Below are 16,853 nucleotides of genomic sequence, written 5' to 3' on the forward strand. Positions count from 1 at the left end.
CTAATGTCAATCGGATAGAATGCCGCGCCGCCCTCGCGCGGCGTTTATGGCGGCGCACCGCTTTCATTGCCTTGACGAATGTCAATCCAGCAGGGCAACAGATCGCCTTGAGCGGGCCGCGCAAGAAACACGGCGCGCGCGATGGCGCGACTGAGGCAGAGCGCGGCTGCGTGGCCGATCAGCCCGAGCTCGGTATCGGGGTTTTGCGGTGCGCGCGCACCTGTTGAGACGCCGAATACAAGATCGCCGTCACCGGGGCTGTGCGCGGGCATCACGGCGCGTCCGATCCCGTCATGCGCGGCGACGGCCATCCGCTGACACTGCGCCTTGCTCAACGCGGCATCCGTTGCGACGATGGCGATGGTGGTATTGGCGCGTGCGGCGCCTTTTGCGGGGGTCAGCGTTGATTTGCGGCTGCTCAGGTCCAAACCCAGCCCGGCGCGCGGGTCCGGGCCAACACCGCCGAACTCATCGTTCAACTCGAAATGCGCGGCCCAGAAATGGTGGTCTCCGGGCGTGGTGACGCTGCCCAGCGGATTGGCGGCGACAAGCGCCGCAACCGTTGCGCCCGAGGGCAGGATCAGCGAGGCCGAGCCCAGCCCTCCCTTGAGATTGGCGCTCAATGCGCCGGTTCCGGCACCGGTGCTGCCAAGGTTGAACGCGGTCCCCGCCGCAAGGAACGCGGCCTGCCCCAGCGCCGCATAGGGGTTCTGTTGCCAGCCCTTGTCGCCACCATTGAGCAGGTCGAACAGGATCGCGCCGGGCACGATCGGCACTACCGCATCGCCAACCCGAAACCCGCGACCGGAGGCGCGGAGCGCCTCGGTCACACCCGAACAGGCATCCAGCCCAAAGGCCGAACCGCCCGACAACACCAGCGCATCGACCTGCGAGACAGTCTTGTCGGCGGCCAGCAGGTCGGTCTCGCGCGTGCCCGGCGCGCCGCCCATCACATGGACAGAGGCGGTGAAGGGCGTATCCGCAGTCAGCACCGTGACGCCGGATTTCAGGGCGTCGTCCTGAGCGTTGCCAACGCGCAGACCGGGGATATCGGTGATCAGGTTACTGGGTCCGGGGGTCATGGATGGTTGCTTTGTTGCTGCGGGAAAGCGCGCTGGCGCGCGCTGCCTCCGGCGGAGGTATTTTTTGAACAGAAGAATGGGGGGTCAGATGCAGCGGCCACCATCCACCTCAAGCGCTGTTCCGGTGATCATGCTGGCCTCGTCCGAGCACAGGAAACAGGCCGCATTGCCCATATCCTGCGGGGTCGAAAAGCGGCCGATCGGAATCGTCGACAGGAATTTCGCACGCATTTCCGGGGTGTCCTCGCCCATGAAGGATTTCAACAGAGGCGTTTCGCCCGCCACCGGGCAGAGCGCATTGACCCGCAGACCAGCAGGGGCAAGCTCCACTGCCATCGTCTTGGTGGCGGTGATCATCCAGCCCTTGGAGGCGTTGTACCAGTTCAGCCCGGGGCGCGGCGACAGCCCGGCGGTCGAGGCTATGTTCAGGATCGTCCCGGCGCCCCGCGCCTTCATCTGCGGCACCAGTGCCCGCGCTGTCAGATAGACCGATTTCATGTTCACGGCAAAGACGCGGTCGAAATCTTCCTCACTGACCTCATCCAGCGGGGCGGGCAGGTGGGTGATGCCGGCATTGTTGACCAGAATGTCGATCTGGCCGAAGGCGGTTTCCGCCATGCGGGCCATCTCTGCGACCGACGCCGCGTCAGAGATGTCGGTCTCGCACACCGTGCCCGCGATCTCATCCGCGAGCTGCTGGGCAGCCGCCCGGTTGAGGTCGGCGATCATCACATGCGCGCCTTCATTTGCGAACTTGCGCGCGATGCCCGCGCCGAACCCTGACGCACCGCCGGTGACGATGGCAGATTTGCCCTCCAGTCGCATGGTCGCAATTCCTCCCCTATGTGCAATGCCCGAACCCTAGCAGCGCGCGGACCGGATGCCAGCCCAAAGCGTCTTAGTCGTCGCTGATCCGGCCGCGTAGCGCCTTGACCGCGCCGCGCGCCTTTTTGCCCTCCAGCCTGCGCCGCACCGATCCGTAGGTGGGTTTGGTGGGCACCCGGCGCTTTGGCTTGATCAGCGCGCGCGTCACCAGCTCGGCCAGCCGGTCGCGCGCGATCTCGCGGTTGCGCGCCTGCGAGCGGGTCTCGTCGCATTGGATGACGATGGCGCCGTCCTTGGTCCATTTCCGGCCCGCCAGCCGTTTCAGCCGTGCCTTGACCGGGTCGGGCAGCGACGGCGAGCGCGCCGCCTCGAACCGCAATTCAACGGCGGTGGCCACCTTGTTTACATTCTGCCCGCCCGGTCCCGAGGCCCGCATGAAGCTTTCCGTAAGCTCCCAGTCGTGAATGGTGATGGTGTCGCCGATCCTGAGCATGGGCGGACCTTACCGGGGTGGGGCGGAAACAAAAAGGCCGCCCCGATGGGACGGCCTGATTGTCGTGTCGTTAATGCGATCAAGCGTGCTGGGCAGGTGCTGTCAGGCGCGCCACGATCAGACGGAACGGCACAAGGGCCAGCAGTGCCAGCGCCAGCTTGACCAGCCAGTCGGCAAATCCCAGCGTCACCCAGAGCGGCGCTTCGGGGCCGGTCAGCAGGAAGGGGACCGGCTCCCACGCCCAAGAGATTGCGGCATCGGCATTTGCGCCGAAGACCGTGACTGAGGCCGAGAAGGCGATGGTGAAGAACAAGGCGGTGTCCAGCGCCGAGCCAACCAGTGTCGAGACCAGCGGTGCGCGCCACCAGCGGCCCCCGCGCAGGCGATCGAACAGCGCCACATCGGTGAGCTGCGCGATCAAGAAGGCGGTGCCCGAGGCGATGGCGACCCGCAGCGGAACGGCGGGGCCGAACTCCAGCATGATCTGGCTGCCGATCAGCGAGCAGAGGATACCGGTGACGAAACCGGCGAACACCACGCGACGCGCGGCCTGCACGCCGTAGACGCGGTTCATGATGTCAGTGACGATGAAGGCGCAGGGGTAGGTGAAGGCGCCCCAGGTCAGCAGACCGTCGAGGATCAGGAACTGAACCAGAATGTTCGATGCCACCACAATGGCGGCCATGGCAAGAATGCCGGGAAGGTAGGTGCGTGTCATATCTTGGTGCCCGTTTTGACAAGGTAGCGGCGACTTGGCCCGATTCATTTCAGGCAGGCCGCGCTGATAGCCGCTGTTTGCGGCTTTGGCAAGTCATTCGGGCAGGGTGTATTCCACGATCTCGGTGCGCAGGAAGAACACGAAATTGTCGTCCGAGATCATCGTCGCGCGCAGCTTGCCTTTGGCATCCCGCCAGATCGACACCCCTTCGAGGTTTTCATGGGTGCCTGCGCGCGTGTCCAGAATCGTCTCTTCCTGAGTGGCGGCGGTATCGCTAACCGTCCAGCGCCGCAGGCGGCTGCGAAATCCCAGCGCACCGGTTGCGCGTTCCAGAACGTACAGCCTGCCATCGGGTCCGAAATCGGCCCCCACCGGCAGGTAGTCGCCGCGCGGCGGCAGCTTGAACGGGGTCGACCAGCGTTTGCCGTCCCAGCGATAGACCGGGATGGTGCCATCAACAGCGCGGCTGCTTTCAGGCATCGTATAAAGCCGCCCTTGATCGTCGATCGCCAGCGGTTCGAACGAGCCGTTGCCGGCGAGGTGTTTGAAGGCATTGGGGCGGGGCAGAACCTCTGACCGGCTTTCGGGATCGGCATAGCGCGCCAGTCGATGGACGCCTTCGAAGGAAATATAGTGGCCACCGTCGGGTGCCACGGCCAGACCTTCGGAATCTCCGGCGCGCCCGAGCAAGGGCTTGTTCTTGCTGGAGCGGACCCAGTTGGCGGATGTGACCTCGGCGCCCGAGACGCGGCCGTCTTCGCGCCGCAGCTTGGCGCTCACCAGGATCGAGCGGTCGCTGAGCGCCAGCATGGACATGCCGTCATCGGACATCTCGATGCCCGAAAACCCACCGAACCACGGTGCCTTTGCGATCCAGCGATAGCTGCCTGCCGGTTCTGCGCCGGGCGTGTCCACCGCTTGCGCCCCCCCCGACAGGAAAAGCAGGCAGCCTACTGCGATTGCAGAACGGCGGCGCATTGCTGGGGCAGATCGGACAGCGTGTATTCCCGGCGCTTCTTGGGCGCAGGTGCGTTGGGATCACGCGGTTGGGGTGGCGGCGGGTTCAGGATGTTGTTGACCCATTGCTGCGCCTCGGCGCAGCCGTCACCCTTGGGGGGCGGGTCCTGATTGACGCAGCCGCGCACGCCTTTGGGGCAGGCCAGCCGGACATGGAAATGATAATGGTGTCCCCACCAGGGCCGGATTTTGCGCAGCCATTTGCGGTTACCCTTAGCATTCTTGCACATCTCGACCTTGGCACCGGGAAATACGAAAATCCGCGCCACGCGCTTGTCCTTGGCCGCCGCTTTCATGATCTCATGATGCTGGCGGGTCCAGTTGGAATTGACAAAGGCCCCCTCGGACCGGCGCATCGAGATTGACGAGATATTCTCGCGGTTGCGGCGCGAGAGGTTCAGCTTGTTGGCGGGCCGCATCCAGATGTCGATATCCAGACCGATCTGATGACTGCGGTGGCCGCTCAGCATCGGGCCGCCGCGCGGCTGGCTGATATCGCCGATATAAAGCCCGTCCCAGCCCGGCTGCTTGGCGGCAAAGCGGCTCAGGTCCTGAATATAGTCGATGGTCTCGGGGTGGCCCCAGTTGCGGTTGCGCGACAGGCGCATCGCCTGCCAGGTCGGACCCGTCTCGGGCAGTTGTACCGAGCCTGCGGCGCAGCCTCGGGAATAGCTGCCATAGGCGGCGGATTTCTGCCGCGAGCCCTGGTCTTTTGCCCCGAACAGCTCTTTGGCCAGCGGGGCGGCGTCGGTTGTGGTGGCCATGCCACCCAAGGCGATAATCGTCACAAGTACCCGTAAAATCATCAGGTCTGATCCCCTTCCGGCCTTACCCAGCGTAGCAATATGAGACCCAGAATAAACAACCCGATCACCGGGGAAACCCCCAATCTTGCATCCCCGAAAAAGGTGGTGGCCGCGGCAATCAGCATCGGCGCCAGAAAGGCGGTGGCGCGCCCCGACAACCCATAAAGACCGAAGCTTTCGGTCGGGTGCTCGGGGGCGGTGTGGCGCACCATCAGCGACCGGCTGGCCGATTGCAGGATGCCGCCCATGCCGCCGATCAGGATACCGCAGCTGAAAAACACGATATCCGGCAGAGGCGAGCCCGCTGGCAGCGTGATGCCAAAGACCTGTGTGCGATCCATGCCGACGATCACGGTGCAGACCAGGATCAGGATGCAGATCGCCATCACGATCACCGGTTTCGGCCCCAGCCGCCGGTCCAGCTTGCCGCCGAAATAGACAAAGATCGCCGAGGCCAGAACGCTGACGATGCCAAAGATGCCGATCTTGATCAGGTCCCACTCCAGCACCAGCCGCGCATAGATGCCGCCAAAGCTGTAGAGCCCGTTCAGCGCGTCGCGATACAGCATCGAAGAGGCCAGATAAGACGACAGGCTGAATCGGTGCCTCAACCCCAATACCGACTGTTTAAGCTGGCGCAACGCGCCCAACAGCGAGCCTTTCTTGCCGGTGCGCTTCCCGTCCCGCATCCACAGGAAATAGGGGATCATGAAGACGATGTACCAAACGGCGGTCATCGGCCCGACAAAGCGGGTCCCCTCCATCTGCGCGGCATTGAGGCCAAAGGCCGGGGCAAGCCCGATCAGCGTTTTACCATTGGGCTGTTCGACAAAAAGCAGCAGCATGATGGCGAGCGAGATCAGCCCGCCGAAATAACCGAAGGCAAAGCCGCTGCCCGAGATTTCGCCCACATCTTCCTTGCTGGAGATATCGGGCAATTGCGAGTTGATGAAGATCAGCGCGTATTCGGCACCAATAAAGCCGAACCCGAAGGCCACCAGCATCAGCCACATGTTCGACCCGTCCGGCAGCGCAAACCAGAGCGCCGCAGAGCCCAGCACATACATCGCCGAAAAGGCGAAGATCCACGGTATCCGGCGGCCGGTGATATCGGCGAAGCTGCCCATCAGGGGCGCGCTGAAGGCAATGATCATCCCGGTGATGGTCAGGCAATTGGCCCAGACAACCTGCGCCCGCGCCGCCGCTGCCTGCTCTGACAGGCCGGTGGTGGAGAAATACTCGGCGGCAACCCCGGCGAAATAGGGGCCGAAGATGAAGGTGACCAGAAGCGATTGATAGGGCTGGCTGGCCCAGTCGAAAAACCACCAGCCCCAGACGCGTTTACGCGCGGAAATCTCTGCCATGCCCGTCCTCAAAATTCTTTGCGACGATAAAACGGGCTGCGCCGGGTTTAGACAAGCTTTTCCTTTGCGGGGCTTTCAATCTTGTCCTGCATCGGCGGCCAGGGTCGTTTGGCATCCGCCGCGCACCAGTCGGCCAGCCATTCGGGCATCGGCGGTGAGATCGCGTTTTCATAGCCCATCTCGCGCAGCACCTCCGACGGTGGCACGATCCCGCTCTCGTTGGTGACCGCCGCGCGGAACATCACGTGGCTGGCACATTCGCCATTCTTTTTCCACATCGACTGTTCCAGATATGTGAACTTGTCGTCCCAGCAAATCGTACGCGAGCGCGCCTCGAACTTTTCGAAGCCACGGATGCGGCGGCGGAACCGCACGGTCGACCCGGCCATGGTCATGGCCCAGCGCCGGGCCAGGATCGCCTTGCCCAGCCCGGTGCGCTGCGCCAGCATGGTGCGCCCCAGATCATAGAGCGTCATGGCGCGGCCATTGTTCAGCTCCAGCCAGATATCCAGATCCCAGGGCCAGCAGATATGGGTCGAGATATGGGTCTCGGTCAGATCAAGCGGCTCCATTCGGTTGGCGATAAGCATGTCCTTGACCAGTCGGACGATCGGAAACATGGGGCTCTCCTAAGCGGTTTGCCCGCACAGACGCAAAAAGTGACGCGCGCGTCAACCACGACGACGCGGCATCCTTGCGCTTTTGCATATCAGCGACTACCTGTCGGGCAGAACAAAAGGAGAGACCTGACGATGATGGCAATCTACGGACCGCTGCAGCTGATCCTCAGCGTGGTTTATTTCTTCATCATCGTGCATGTGATCATGAGCTGGCTGATCAACTTCAACGTTCTCAACGTGCATCAGCAGCTTGTCGGCCAGATCTGGTACGGGCTGAACCGCCTGCTGGAGCCGATCTATCGCCCGATCCGCAGCATCCTGCCCGATACCGGTGGTCTGGACCTGGCACCGCTGGTGGCCTTCATCGTGGTGATCTCGCTACAGAACTACATCCTGCCGACGCTGTTTGGCTTCATGTAGGGGCCACGCCCTCTTGTTCACCGATTCTTAGTGTGGGACACTGTTTGTCAAGAGCAGACAGACAACATTGAGAACAGGATCACCTGCCCATGCTGGACGCAGAGCCGCTTTTGCGGGACGTCTTTGGATTTGACGCCTTCCGCCCCGGGCAGGAAGAGATCGTCGATGCGGTGACCTCTGGCGAAAACGTGCTGGCCATCATGCCCACCGGCGGGGGCAAATCGCTGTGTTTCCAACTGCCAGCGCTGATGCGCGACGGGGTCACCGTGGTGATCTCGCCGCTGATTGCGCTGATGCGCGATCAGGTCCGCGCCCTGCAAGAGGCGGGCGTGTCGGCGGGCGCGCTGACCTCGGGCAACACACCGGAAGAGAACGATCAGGTCCATGCCGCGCTTGAGGCCGGGCAGCTCAAGCTGCTCTATATCGCGCCCGAACGTCTGGCGGCGGGCTCGGCCATGGGGCTCTTGCGCCGCATCGGCGTCAGCCTGATCGCCGTGGACGAGGCCCATTGCGTCAGCCAGTGGGGTCATGATTTCCGCCCCGATTACCTTCGCATCGGCGAATTGCGCCACGCGCTGGGCGTGCCTTTGGCCGCCTTCACCGCCACGGCGGACGCCGAAACCCGAGATGAGATCGTCACCAAACTGTTCGAGGACCAGCCGCCGCGCATCTTTCTGCACGGGTTCGATCGGCCCAATCTGCATCTGGCTTTTGCCGCCAAGGACAGCCCGCGCCGCCAGATCCTCGATTTCGCCGAGGCCCGGCGCGGCCAGTCCGGCATCGTCTATTGCGGCACCCGCAACAAGACCGAGGCGCTGGCCGCCGCGCTGCGCGAACAGGGTCACAACGCCTGCCATTATCACGGCGGGATGGAGGCCGGTGACCGGCGCCATGTCGAAACCCGCTTTGCCCGCGAGGATGGGCTGATCGTGGTGGCGACGGTGGCCTTTGGCATGGGCATCGACAAGCCCGACATCCGTTGGGTCGCCCACGCCGACCTGCCGAAATCCATCGAGGCCTATTATCAGGAAATCGGCCGTGCCGGGCGCGATGGCGCCCCGGCTGAAACGCTGACCCTGTTCGGGCCGGATGACATTCGTCTGCGGCGCTCGCAGATCGACGAGGGGCTGGCCCCGCCGGAACGGCGCGCGGCGGATCATGGGCGGTTGAACCATCTGCTTGGGCTGGCCGAAGCGCTGGAGTGCCGCCGCAAATCCCTGCTGGGCTACTTCGGGGAAGAGGCTGAAAACTGCGGCAAATGCGATCTCTGCGACCGGCCTGCCAAGATCATGGACGGCACCGAACAGGTGCGCATGGCGCTCTCGGCAATCCTGAGGACCGAGGAATGGTTCGGCGCCGGGCATCTGATCGACATTCTGGTGGGCAATGAGACCGACCGGGTGCGCGAACGGCGGCACGATCAGTTGCAGACCTTTGGCGTCGGGCGCGGGCAGAGCAAACAGCACTGGCAGGCGATCTTTCGCCAGATGATGGGCCATGATCTGATCCGCCCCGACCCCGAACGCCACGGTGCCCTGCGCATGACCCAAGGTGCGTTGCCGATCCTGAAAGGCCAGGCCAGCATCCGCCTGCGCCAGGACACGATCAAGGCGGCGGGACGGCGTCCGGCGGTCAAGGCGATGGTCTCGGACGAGGACGCGCCGCTGCTTTCCGCGCTCAAGGCCAAGCGGCGGGGGCTTGCCGAGGCCTCCAAAGTGCCGGCTTATGTGATTTTCCCTGACCGCACCCTGATCGAGATGGCCGAGAAACGCCCCGCCACACTGGACGAGATGGCGCGCATCAGCGGCGTTGGGGCCAAGAAACTGGACCGGTATGGCGCAACGTTCCTGCAGGTGATCACCGGGGCGGAAGACAGTCACCATCCGCAGCAACGCAAGCTTGCAGGATCGGGCAAGGCGGCGCTGTTCGATCAACTGCTTGAGGCCCAGACCGAACTCGCGCGCGGTGCCGATGGCACGCACAAACCGCTCAGTTGTTCGGCGGCGCAGCTGGCCAAGGTCGCTCAGCTGCAGGCGGGCGACCAGAATGGGCTGGAGCGGGTCTTGGGCGAAAGCCGGGCTGAACGTTTTGGCCCGGCGTTTCTGGACGTGCTGCGCGCGGCGGGCTAGGTCTGGACGGGAACAGGGAGGGGCGACATGCTTGTAGTGATTTCTCCGGCCAAGCGGCTGGACTGGGCAGAGCGCAACGTCGCGCCGACGCAACCCGATTTTCAGGACGACGCCATCCGGCTGGCAAAGACGGCGCGCAACCTGACACTGGGTGATCTGCGCAAATTGATGGGGTTGAGCGATGATCTGGCCCGGCTCAACCGCGACCGGTTCCGCGCCTTTGCCGATGCGCCTGCGCCGGATGCTGTGCGCCCCGCCGCGCTGGCCTTTGCGGGCGATACCTATCAGGGGCTGGAAGCCACAACGCTCGACGCGGACGAGATGCGCTGGGCGCAGGATCATCTGCGCATTCTGTCGGGGCTTTATGGCGTGCTGAGGCCCTTGGACGCGATCCAGCCCTATCGGTTGGAAATGGGCAGCAGGCTGAAAACCCGGCGCGGCAAATCGCTTTATGATTACTGGCGCGATCAGCTCAGCAAGGCGCTCAACGCGCAGGCTGCCGAGACCGGGGCAGATGTGCTGATAAACTGCGCCAGCCAGGAATATTTTGGTGCCGTCGCGCCTGCCGCGCTGAAACTGCGGGTGATCACGCCGGTGTTCATGGAAGACAAGGCCGGCGCCCCCAAGATCGTCAGTTTCTTTGCAAAGAAAGCGCGCGGTGCCATGGCGCGGTATATTATCCGCAACCGTCTCACCGACCCGGCGGGGCTGCTGGACTTCGACACCGGCGGCTACCAATACCAGCCCGAGATGTCTGGCCCCGACCGGCCCGTCTTTCTGCGGCCCTATGCGGTCGCGGCGGAAACCTCAGCCGCGCAGACGCTCGACGCCTGAGAAACTGTGACGAAGGTATCGACTCAATGTGGCGCGATGGCCGGAAAACCTTGACCGGTGGCGCGCCGCAACTCATCAACGGCGCGGGCCAGCGCCGGTCCGACACTGTCGTGAATTCTGTCATCGCTCAGCGCATCCGAAGTCGCGCCGCTGAAGAACGCAACCGGCGCGCCGAATTCTGACGGGCGGTAAGGGGTCGCCAGCGCATTGATGGATTGCGCAAAACGCTCCGGTCCGCTGACAAAGGCATAGCCCTTGGCCAGCAACTGCTCACGTGCCTGTTCGGTCAGCCGTGTCAGCGCCTGCCCCTGATCCTCGGGCAAGAGCGCGGCCAGCTTGGCCGTCTCTTCATCGGTCAATGCGCCGACATAGGCCGCCCCCGAGGAAGAAGACAGCATCGGCATGCGATACCCCACATCCAGCCAGATCGAGGGCGAACCCGCTGGCCGCCAGGTCTTGACCATCAGCATCTTGCCGTCATCCTGAATCGAAACTCCGATCAGCGTGGCGGTTTCGTCCGCAAGCCGTTGCATGATCGACGTGGCAATCTCGACAAACGAAAAGGAGGCCGCCGCGATATTGCCAAGCGCCAGCGCGGCGGGACCAAGCCGGTATTTGTCGTGATGACGGCCATGGGTCAGATAGCCCAGAGCGCAAAGCGTGAAGGTCAGCCGCGAGACGGTTGACCGGGGAATGCCGGTGCGCTCGGACAGGTCCAGATTGCCCAACCCGTTATCGGTGGGACGAAAAGCCCGCAAGATGCTCAACCCGCGCGCCAATGTGTTGGCATAGCGTTTGTCACTATCCGGCATTGGCATTCTCCCCGGTTGTTTCAGACCCACCGCTGAACGCGATGAAGCGGTCCAGATGGTGGTCCACATCGCCAAAGATGTGATCGATCATCACAAGGCGACGGGCGTAATGGGACAGGGCGTATTCGTCGGTCATGCCGATTCCGCCATGCATCTGGATGCACTCCTCGGCCACCAGCGCACCGACCCGACCGATCAGGTTCTTGGTCGCGCTCACATGGCACTCGCGGGTGAGGCGGTCGGCCTCCAGATGACCGGCCAGATTGATCACCGCCGAGCGCGCCTGTTCAATCTCGATCAGCATGCCGGCCAGCCTATGCTGCAATGCCTGAAAGCTGCCGATCGGCACGCCGAACTGCTTGCGCTCTTGCAGATACGCCACCGTCAGGGCCTTGGCCACCTCCATCGCTCCAAGCGCCTCGGCGCAAAGCGCCAGGGTCGCGCGGGCATGGGCTGCCTCCAGCGCCGCATGGGCCTGGCCGGGTTGCCCCAGTCGCTGGCTCTGATCGACGGTGACGGCATCCAGCGTGATGCGGGCCGAGGATGTGCCGTCGACATTGAGATGACCGGTGCAACTCACGCCCGCAGTCGTGGAGGGGACCAGAAACAGCGAAATTCCATGCTCGTCGGTTGGTCCGCCCTCTTCACGGGCCGAGACCAGCAGCATGTCGGCCTGCGCGCCGTTGAGGACATGCACCTTGGCGCCGTTCAGCACAAATTGCCCATTGGCAGCGCTTGCGCGCGTGGTCACGTGGCCCAGATCATAGCGCGATTGCGGTTCGGAATGGGCAAGCGCGAGGATGGTTTCTCCGGCAATGGTCTGTTGTAGCAGCGCGCTATGGCCGTCCGCATCCAGAGCGGCCAGCAGACCACCCGCCAGAACCGCCGACCCCAGAACCGGTTCGATCACACCGGCGCGGCCCAGTTCCTGAAACACGACCATCATATCTGTGCCGGTGCCACCATAGCCGCCCTGTTCCGGGGCAAAGACTGCGCCGAGAATGCCCAGCTCGGCCAGGTCCGAGAACAGGCCCGTGTCGTAGGACTGCCCCGAGGCCAGCACAGTGCGCCGGGCCTCATGGCTGTAGCGATCGTTCAGAAACCGTCGCAGCATGTCCCGCAGCATCACCTGATCTTCATTCAGTTCGAAATCCATCTGCCTACCTCGTCAAAGCCCAAGCGCGGATTTGGCGATGATCGTGCGTTGGACCTCATTCGAGCCACCAAAAATCGACAATTTGCGCATGTTGAAATATCCCGGCGCGGCGGCGGGCGCGTGGTCCGGCCCCAGCGGGTCGGCATTGTCGCCGCCATCCAGAAAATCGGGCAGGTAGGGCATCGCGTCCGGCCCCACCGCGCGACGCAGCAGCGCGCTCAATTCCTGCCGCAGCAACGTGCCCTTGACCTTGAGCATCGAACTTTCGACCCCCGGTGCCTGACCTTTGGCAGCAGCGCTTATCATCCGCAGATTGGTGGTGCGCATCGCCATCAGATCAATCTCGACCTGCGCCATGCGGGCGGCGAAATGCGGGTTCTGATCCAGCGGCCTGCCGCCTGCCATCGTCTGCGCGGCCACCTGTTTCAGCGTAACAAGCGCAGCGTCGGAAAACCCCACACCCGCGATGTTGGTGCGCTCATGGGTCAGCAGGTATTTTGCATAGGTCCAGCCCTTGTTTTCTTCCCCCACGAGGTTTTCGGCAGGCACACGGACATTGTCGAAAAACACCTCGTTCACTTCCGCCTCGCCGTCGATCAGCACGATGGGGCGGACGGTGACACCGGGGGTGTTCATGTCGATCAGCAGAAAGGAAATCCCCTCCTGTTTCTTGGCATCGGGGTCGGTGCGCACCAGACAGAAGATCCAGTTGGCATACTGACCCAGCGTGGTCCAGGTCTTTTGCCCGTTGACCACGTAATGGTCGCCCTCGCGCACCGCGCGGGTTCTGAGCGATGCCAGATCGGATCCGGCACCGGGTTCGGAGTAGCCCTGACACCACCAGTGTTCACCGCTCAGGATCGGCGGCAGAAAGCGTTGCCGCTGTTCCTCGGTGCCGAATTTGAACAGAACGGGCGCAAGCATCTTCAGCCCAAAGGGCACGATGCGCGGCGCGTGGGCGCGGCAGGCTTCTTCTTCAAAGATCTGGCGCTGCACCGCATCCCACTCCGCACCGCCATATTGGCGGGGCCAGCTCATCGCCAGCCAACCGCGCGCGTTCAGCATCGCGTGCCAGTCCTGCATCTCGACCTTGGTCAGCCGCTTGCCCAGCCGTACCTTTTCGCGGACGCGCTCAGACAGGTTCTCGGCGAGAAACCCGCGCAGTTCAGCGCGAAATGCGTCCTGCTCCGGTGTGTATGACAGGTCCATCAGAAAATCTCGAACAGGCCAGCGGCTCCCTGACCGCCCCCGATGCACATGGTCACCACGCCCAGCTTCGCGCCCCGGCGCTTGCCTTCCAGCATCAAATGCCCGGTCATGCGCGCGCCGGTCATGCCAAACGGGTGCCCGATCGAGATCGAGCCGCCATTGACGTTGCAGATCGCGGGGTCAATCCCCAGCCGGTCGCGGCAATAAAGCGCCTGGCTGGCGAAGGCTTCGTTCAATTCCCACAGGTCGATATCCTGCACGCTCAACCCGTGACGTTCCAGCAGGCGGGGTACCGCAAAGACCGGCCCGATGCCCATCTCGTCGGGCTCACACCCGGCAACGGCAAAGCCCTTGAAGGCCCCCAGCGGTGTGACGCCCTCGCGCGCGGCCACGTCTTCGTCCATGAGAACCAGCGCGGCAGCTCCGTCGGAAAGCTGCGAGGCGTTGCCTGCTGTGATGAACTGCCCCTCGCCGCGCACCGGAGGCAGGCCTGAAAGCCCCTCGAGCGTGGTGTTGGGCCGGTTGCAGTCATCCATGGCAAACGTCACCTCCTTGCGGGTGACCTCGCCGGTTTCGCGATCCTTGAAGGCCTGCGTCACCGTGATCGGCACGATTTCGTCATCCAGCTTTCCGGCGGCCTGTGCGGCGGCGGTGCGCTGCTGGCTTTGCAGTGCCAACTCATCCTGCGCCTCGCGGCTGACATCATAGCGCGCGGCGACGATATCGGCGGTTTCGATCATGCTCAGGTAGATGTCGGGCTTGTGTTCGGTGATCCACGGTTCCTGCGCTTGCGGCGGGCGCGAAGGGGGCATCTGGCTGATGCTTTCGACCCCGCCCGCGATGGCGGCGGGCGCCTTTTCCATCGTGATCGCGTGGGCCGCCATTGCAACCGCCTGCAGCCCGGACGAGCAGAACCGGTTCACTGTCGCCGCCGCCACCGAGACTGGCAGCCCGGCCCGGATCACCGCTTGCCGCGCGATATTGCCGCCGGTTATGCCTTCGGGATAGCCGCAGCCGACAAAGGCGTCTTCCAGCAGGCCTGTATCGATACCGGCCCGGGCTACCGCATGTTCGATGGCATGGCCCGCCATCGTCGCCCCGTGGGTCTCGTTGAACGCTCCGCGATAGGATTTGGCCAGCCCGGTGCGGGCGGTCGAGGCTATGACGGCTTGTTTCATGGCAGGGATCCTTATGTGTTCAGGCTGGAGAATGTCTTGCCGTCAGCCACCAGGCGCTGCAACAGCGGCGCGGGCTGCCAGAGGAAATCGTCCTCGGCGGCAAGGGTTGTGATGTCGCGCAGGATCTTATCGAGCCCGACCCGGTCGGCATAATACATCGGGCCACCGCGCCAACGCGGGAAGCCATAGCCGTTCAGCAAGGTGACATCGACATCAAGCGGGCGCCGGGCGATACCGTCTTCGACCACCCGCGCGGCCTCGTTCACCATGGCCGCCATGTAGCGGTCGACGATCTCCTGCGCCGAAAGCGGGCGGGTCTTGACGCCTTTCGCTGTGCGTTCCGCCGCGATGATCGCGTCAACTTCGGGATCAGGTGTGGGACGGCCCTCGGCATAGAGGTAATAACCCCTTCCGGTCTTGCGGCCAAAGCGGCCCATTTCGCACAGGCGATCCGCAAACTCGGCATAGGCCTCGCACGGGTCGCGGGTGGGGGCCAGGCGCTTGCGGGTGGCCCAGCCGATGTCCAGCCCGGCCAGATCGCTCACCGCGTATGGTCCCATCGCCAGCCCGAACGCGACCAGCGCGCGGTCGACGTCATAGGGGCTGGCCCCGGCGATCACCGCACCGTCCAGAGCCTTGCGATACTGCGACAGGATGCGGTTGCCGATGAACCCGTCACAGACGCCCGAACGGACTGCCACTTTGCCTAGCGTCTTTGCCAGCGCAAAGCCGGTGGCGGTCACTTCGGGCGCAGTGTTGTCGGCGACGACGACCTCCAGCAGTTTCATGACATGGGCGGGCGAGAAGAAGTGCAGGCCGATCACGTCCCGGGGCCGCTCTGTCATGGCGGCGATGGCGTTCACATCCAGATACGACGTGTTGGTCGCCAGTATCGCGCCCGGTTTGCAGACCGCATCCAGCTTGCCGAACACCTCTTTCTTCACGTCGAGACTTTCAAATACCGCTTCAACAACCAGGTCACACGGCGCTAAATCGGCGTAATATTTTGTTGTTTTGAAACATTCCGCCTTTATCTGGACATATTTTGCCTCAGACAATTTGCTCCGTTTCACTGCGTTTTTCAACAGGCCGGTCACCGCCGCGTACGCCCGCTCTGCGGCTTCGGAATCGCGTTCGGCAAGGGTGACGGACAGGCCGGACAGCAAGGCGCTGGTCGCAATGCCCGCGCCCATGGTGCCACCACCAACCACGCCGATGGATTGGATGACGCGCGGGGCGATGCCCTTGATTTCGTCCAGTTTGCCGACTTGCCGTTCGGCAAAAAACGCATGGATCATTGCACCGCGTTGATCCGAATTCATCAGGTCGAGAAACAGCGCCCGCTCTTGCGTCAGCCCTTCGGCGAAGGGCAGGTCACACGCGCCCTGCAGCGCGTCCAGGGCTTTTTGTGGCGCGATCTGACCACGCGCAGATTTCGCCAGCCTGGTGCGTGCCGCGTCGAGCGCGCCCGGCTCCGGCGGATTGCAGGGCAGGGCGCTCGTGGGGCGCGGCGCGCGGCTTTCCTCGATCAACACTTTGGCATAATCCAGCCCGGCGCTGCGGGCGTCGTCGCCTTCGGCGATCTTGTCGATCAGCCCCAGGTCCAGCGCCTGCGCCGCGCCGATCTGGCGGCCCGAAGTGATCAAGTCGACCGCGCCCGAGAACGGCACCAGACGCGGCAGGCGCTGCGTGCCGCCCGCGCCGGGCAGCAGGCCCAGCGTCACCTCGGGCAATCCGAACCGGGCCGAGGCCAGCGCCACCCGATAATGGCCGCCCAGCGCCAGTTCCAGCCCGCCGCCCAAGGCTGTCCCGTGCAGGGCGATCACCACCGGTTTTGCGGTGGCCTCGATCCGATTGATCACCTCCGGCAGGGACGGGGGCAGCATGGGTTTGCCGAATTCGCGGATATCAGCGCCCGCGATGAAGGTCCGCCCCGCGCAGCAGATCACGATGGCTTTGACCTGATGGTCGGCAGCGGCTTGCGCCACGGTTTCGAACAATCCGGCGCGCACTGGCTGGGACACTGCATTGACCGGCGGGTTCGAGACTTCGATGACGGCAATGTCGCCGAGACGCTCCATCGTGACTGGGTTGTTCAAGTTCGATCCCTTTCCGGCAATTCTTCGCAGTGCCTGTGGGATAATCCGTTCCGATAAAAATTTCAATATGCGGAATTTCGTGCCTGTATGT

General features: G+C 63.7%; 16 protein-coding genes. 3 read left to right on the forward strand and 13 right to left on the reverse strand.

Going from position 1 to position 16,853, the window contains the following annotated elements; translation table 11 throughout:
• Positions 1-44: 44 nt before the first annotated feature.
• The 8 genes from M3P21_RS02540 to M3P21_RS02575 form a co-directional block, all read right to left on the reverse strand.
• Positions 45-1,082, reverse strand: coding sequence for a P1 family peptidase (locus M3P21_RS02540; RefSeq protein WP_249706545.1), 1,038 nt, complete (start codon positions 1,080-1,082; stop codon positions 45-47).
• Between the two features lie 84 nt (positions 1,083-1,166).
• A complete protein-coding gene (locus tag M3P21_RS02545) occupies positions 1,167-1,907 on the reverse strand; it encodes an SDR family oxidoreductase (RefSeq protein ID WP_249706546.1) in 741 nt (246 codons plus the stop codon).
• 73 nt (positions 1,908-1,980) lie between these two features.
• Complete coding sequence (gene arfB, locus M3P21_RS02550; RefSeq protein ID WP_249706547.1) at positions 1,981-2,400, reverse strand: alternative ribosome rescue aminoacyl-tRNA hydrolase ArfB; 420 nt, start codon at positions 2,398-2,400, stop codon at positions 1,981-1,983.
• Between the two features lie 79 nt (positions 2,401-2,479).
• Positions 2,480-3,118, reverse strand: a complete 639-nt coding sequence (locus tag M3P21_RS02555; RefSeq protein ID WP_249706548.1) for a queuosine precursor transporter — start codon at positions 3,116-3,118, stop codon at positions 2,480-2,482.
• Between the two features lie 93 nt (positions 3,119-3,211).
• A complete protein-coding gene (locus M3P21_RS02560; protein WP_249706549.1) occupies positions 3,212-4,033 on the reverse strand; it encodes an esterase-like activity of phytase family protein in 822 nt (273 codons plus the stop codon).
• Positions 4,034-4,068: 35 nt separating this feature from the next.
• Positions 4,069-4,899 (reverse strand): penicillin-insensitive murein endopeptidase, encoded by an 831-nt coding sequence (gene mepA, locus M3P21_RS02565; protein WP_373319937.1) that lies wholly within the window; start codon positions 4,897-4,899, stop codon positions 4,069-4,071.
• A gap of 41 nt (positions 4,900-4,940) precedes the next feature.
• Complete coding sequence (locus tag M3P21_RS02570; RefSeq protein ID WP_249706552.1) at positions 4,941-6,305, reverse strand: MFS transporter; 1,365 nt, start codon at positions 6,303-6,305, stop codon at positions 4,941-4,943.
• Between the two features lie 47 nt (positions 6,306-6,352).
• Complete coding sequence (locus M3P21_RS02575) at positions 6,353-6,925, reverse strand: acyl-CoA thioesterase (RefSeq protein ID WP_249706554.1); 573 nt, start codon at positions 6,923-6,925, stop codon at positions 6,353-6,355.
• A 132-nt stretch (positions 6,926-7,057) separates the two neighbouring features.
• Between M3P21_RS02575 and M3P21_RS02580 the strand changes: the two genes are divergently transcribed.
• The 3 genes from M3P21_RS02580 to yaaA all read left to right on the forward strand — a co-directional run bounded on the left by M3P21_RS02580 (position 7,058) and on the right by yaaA (position 10,308).
• Positions 7,058-7,345, forward strand: a complete 288-nt coding sequence (locus M3P21_RS02580) for a YggT family protein (protein ID WP_249706555.1) — start codon at positions 7,058-7,060, stop codon at positions 7,343-7,345.
• A gap of 89 nt (positions 7,346-7,434) precedes the next feature.
• A complete protein-coding gene (recQ, locus tag M3P21_RS02585) occupies positions 7,435-9,474 on the forward strand; it encodes a DNA helicase RecQ (protein WP_249706557.1) in 2,040 nt (679 codons plus the stop codon).
• A gap of 27 nt (positions 9,475-9,501) precedes the next feature.
• Positions 9,502-10,308 (forward strand): peroxide stress protein YaaA, encoded by an 807-nt coding sequence (gene yaaA / locus M3P21_RS02590; protein ID WP_249706559.1) that lies wholly within the window; start codon positions 9,502-9,504, stop codon positions 10,306-10,308.
• 23 nt (positions 10,309-10,331) lie between these two features.
• Here the strand turns inward: yaaA and M3P21_RS02595 are convergent, their stop codons facing one another.
• The 5 genes from M3P21_RS02595 to M3P21_RS02615 are packed head-to-tail and all read right to left on the reverse strand — an operon-like array spanning position 10,332 to position 16,762.
• Positions 10,332-11,120, reverse strand: a complete 789-nt coding sequence (locus tag M3P21_RS02595) for an IclR family transcriptional regulator (RefSeq protein ID WP_249706561.1) — start codon at positions 11,118-11,120, stop codon at positions 10,332-10,334.
• On the reverse strand, positions 11,110-12,276 hold the full coding sequence (locus M3P21_RS02600; protein ID WP_249706563.1) for an acyl-CoA dehydrogenase family protein: 1,167 nt from the start codon (positions 12,274-12,276) through the stop codon (positions 11,110-11,112). Before M3P21_RS02600 ends, M3P21_RS02595 begins: the two co-directional genes overlap by 11 nt.
• A gap of 12 nt (positions 12,277-12,288) precedes the next feature.
• A complete protein-coding gene (locus M3P21_RS02605; RefSeq protein ID WP_249706564.1) occupies positions 12,289-13,485 on the reverse strand; it encodes an acyl-CoA dehydrogenase family protein in 1,197 nt (398 codons plus the stop codon).
• The gene (locus M3P21_RS02610) at positions 13,485-14,663 is read right to left on the reverse strand and encodes an acetyl-CoA C-acyltransferase (protein WP_249706566.1); all 1,179 of its coding nucleotides are present in this window, start codon (positions 14,661-14,663) and stop codon (positions 13,485-13,487) included. The genes M3P21_RS02605 and M3P21_RS02610 overlap by 1 nt, the downstream gene beginning before the upstream one ends.
• Positions 14,664-14,674: 11 nt before the next feature.
• On the reverse strand, positions 14,675-16,762 hold the full coding sequence (locus M3P21_RS02615) for a 3-hydroxyacyl-CoA dehydrogenase NAD-binding domain-containing protein (protein ID WP_373319929.1): 2,088 nt from the start codon (positions 16,760-16,762) through the stop codon (positions 14,675-14,677).
• Positions 16,763-16,853: the final 91 nt, after the last annotated feature.

It is taken from the genome of Ruegeria spongiae, from assembly GCF_023502395.1.
GTDB lineage: Bacteria > Pseudomonadota > Alphaproteobacteria > Rhodobacterales > Rhodobacteraceae > Ruegeria_C > Ruegeria_C spongiae.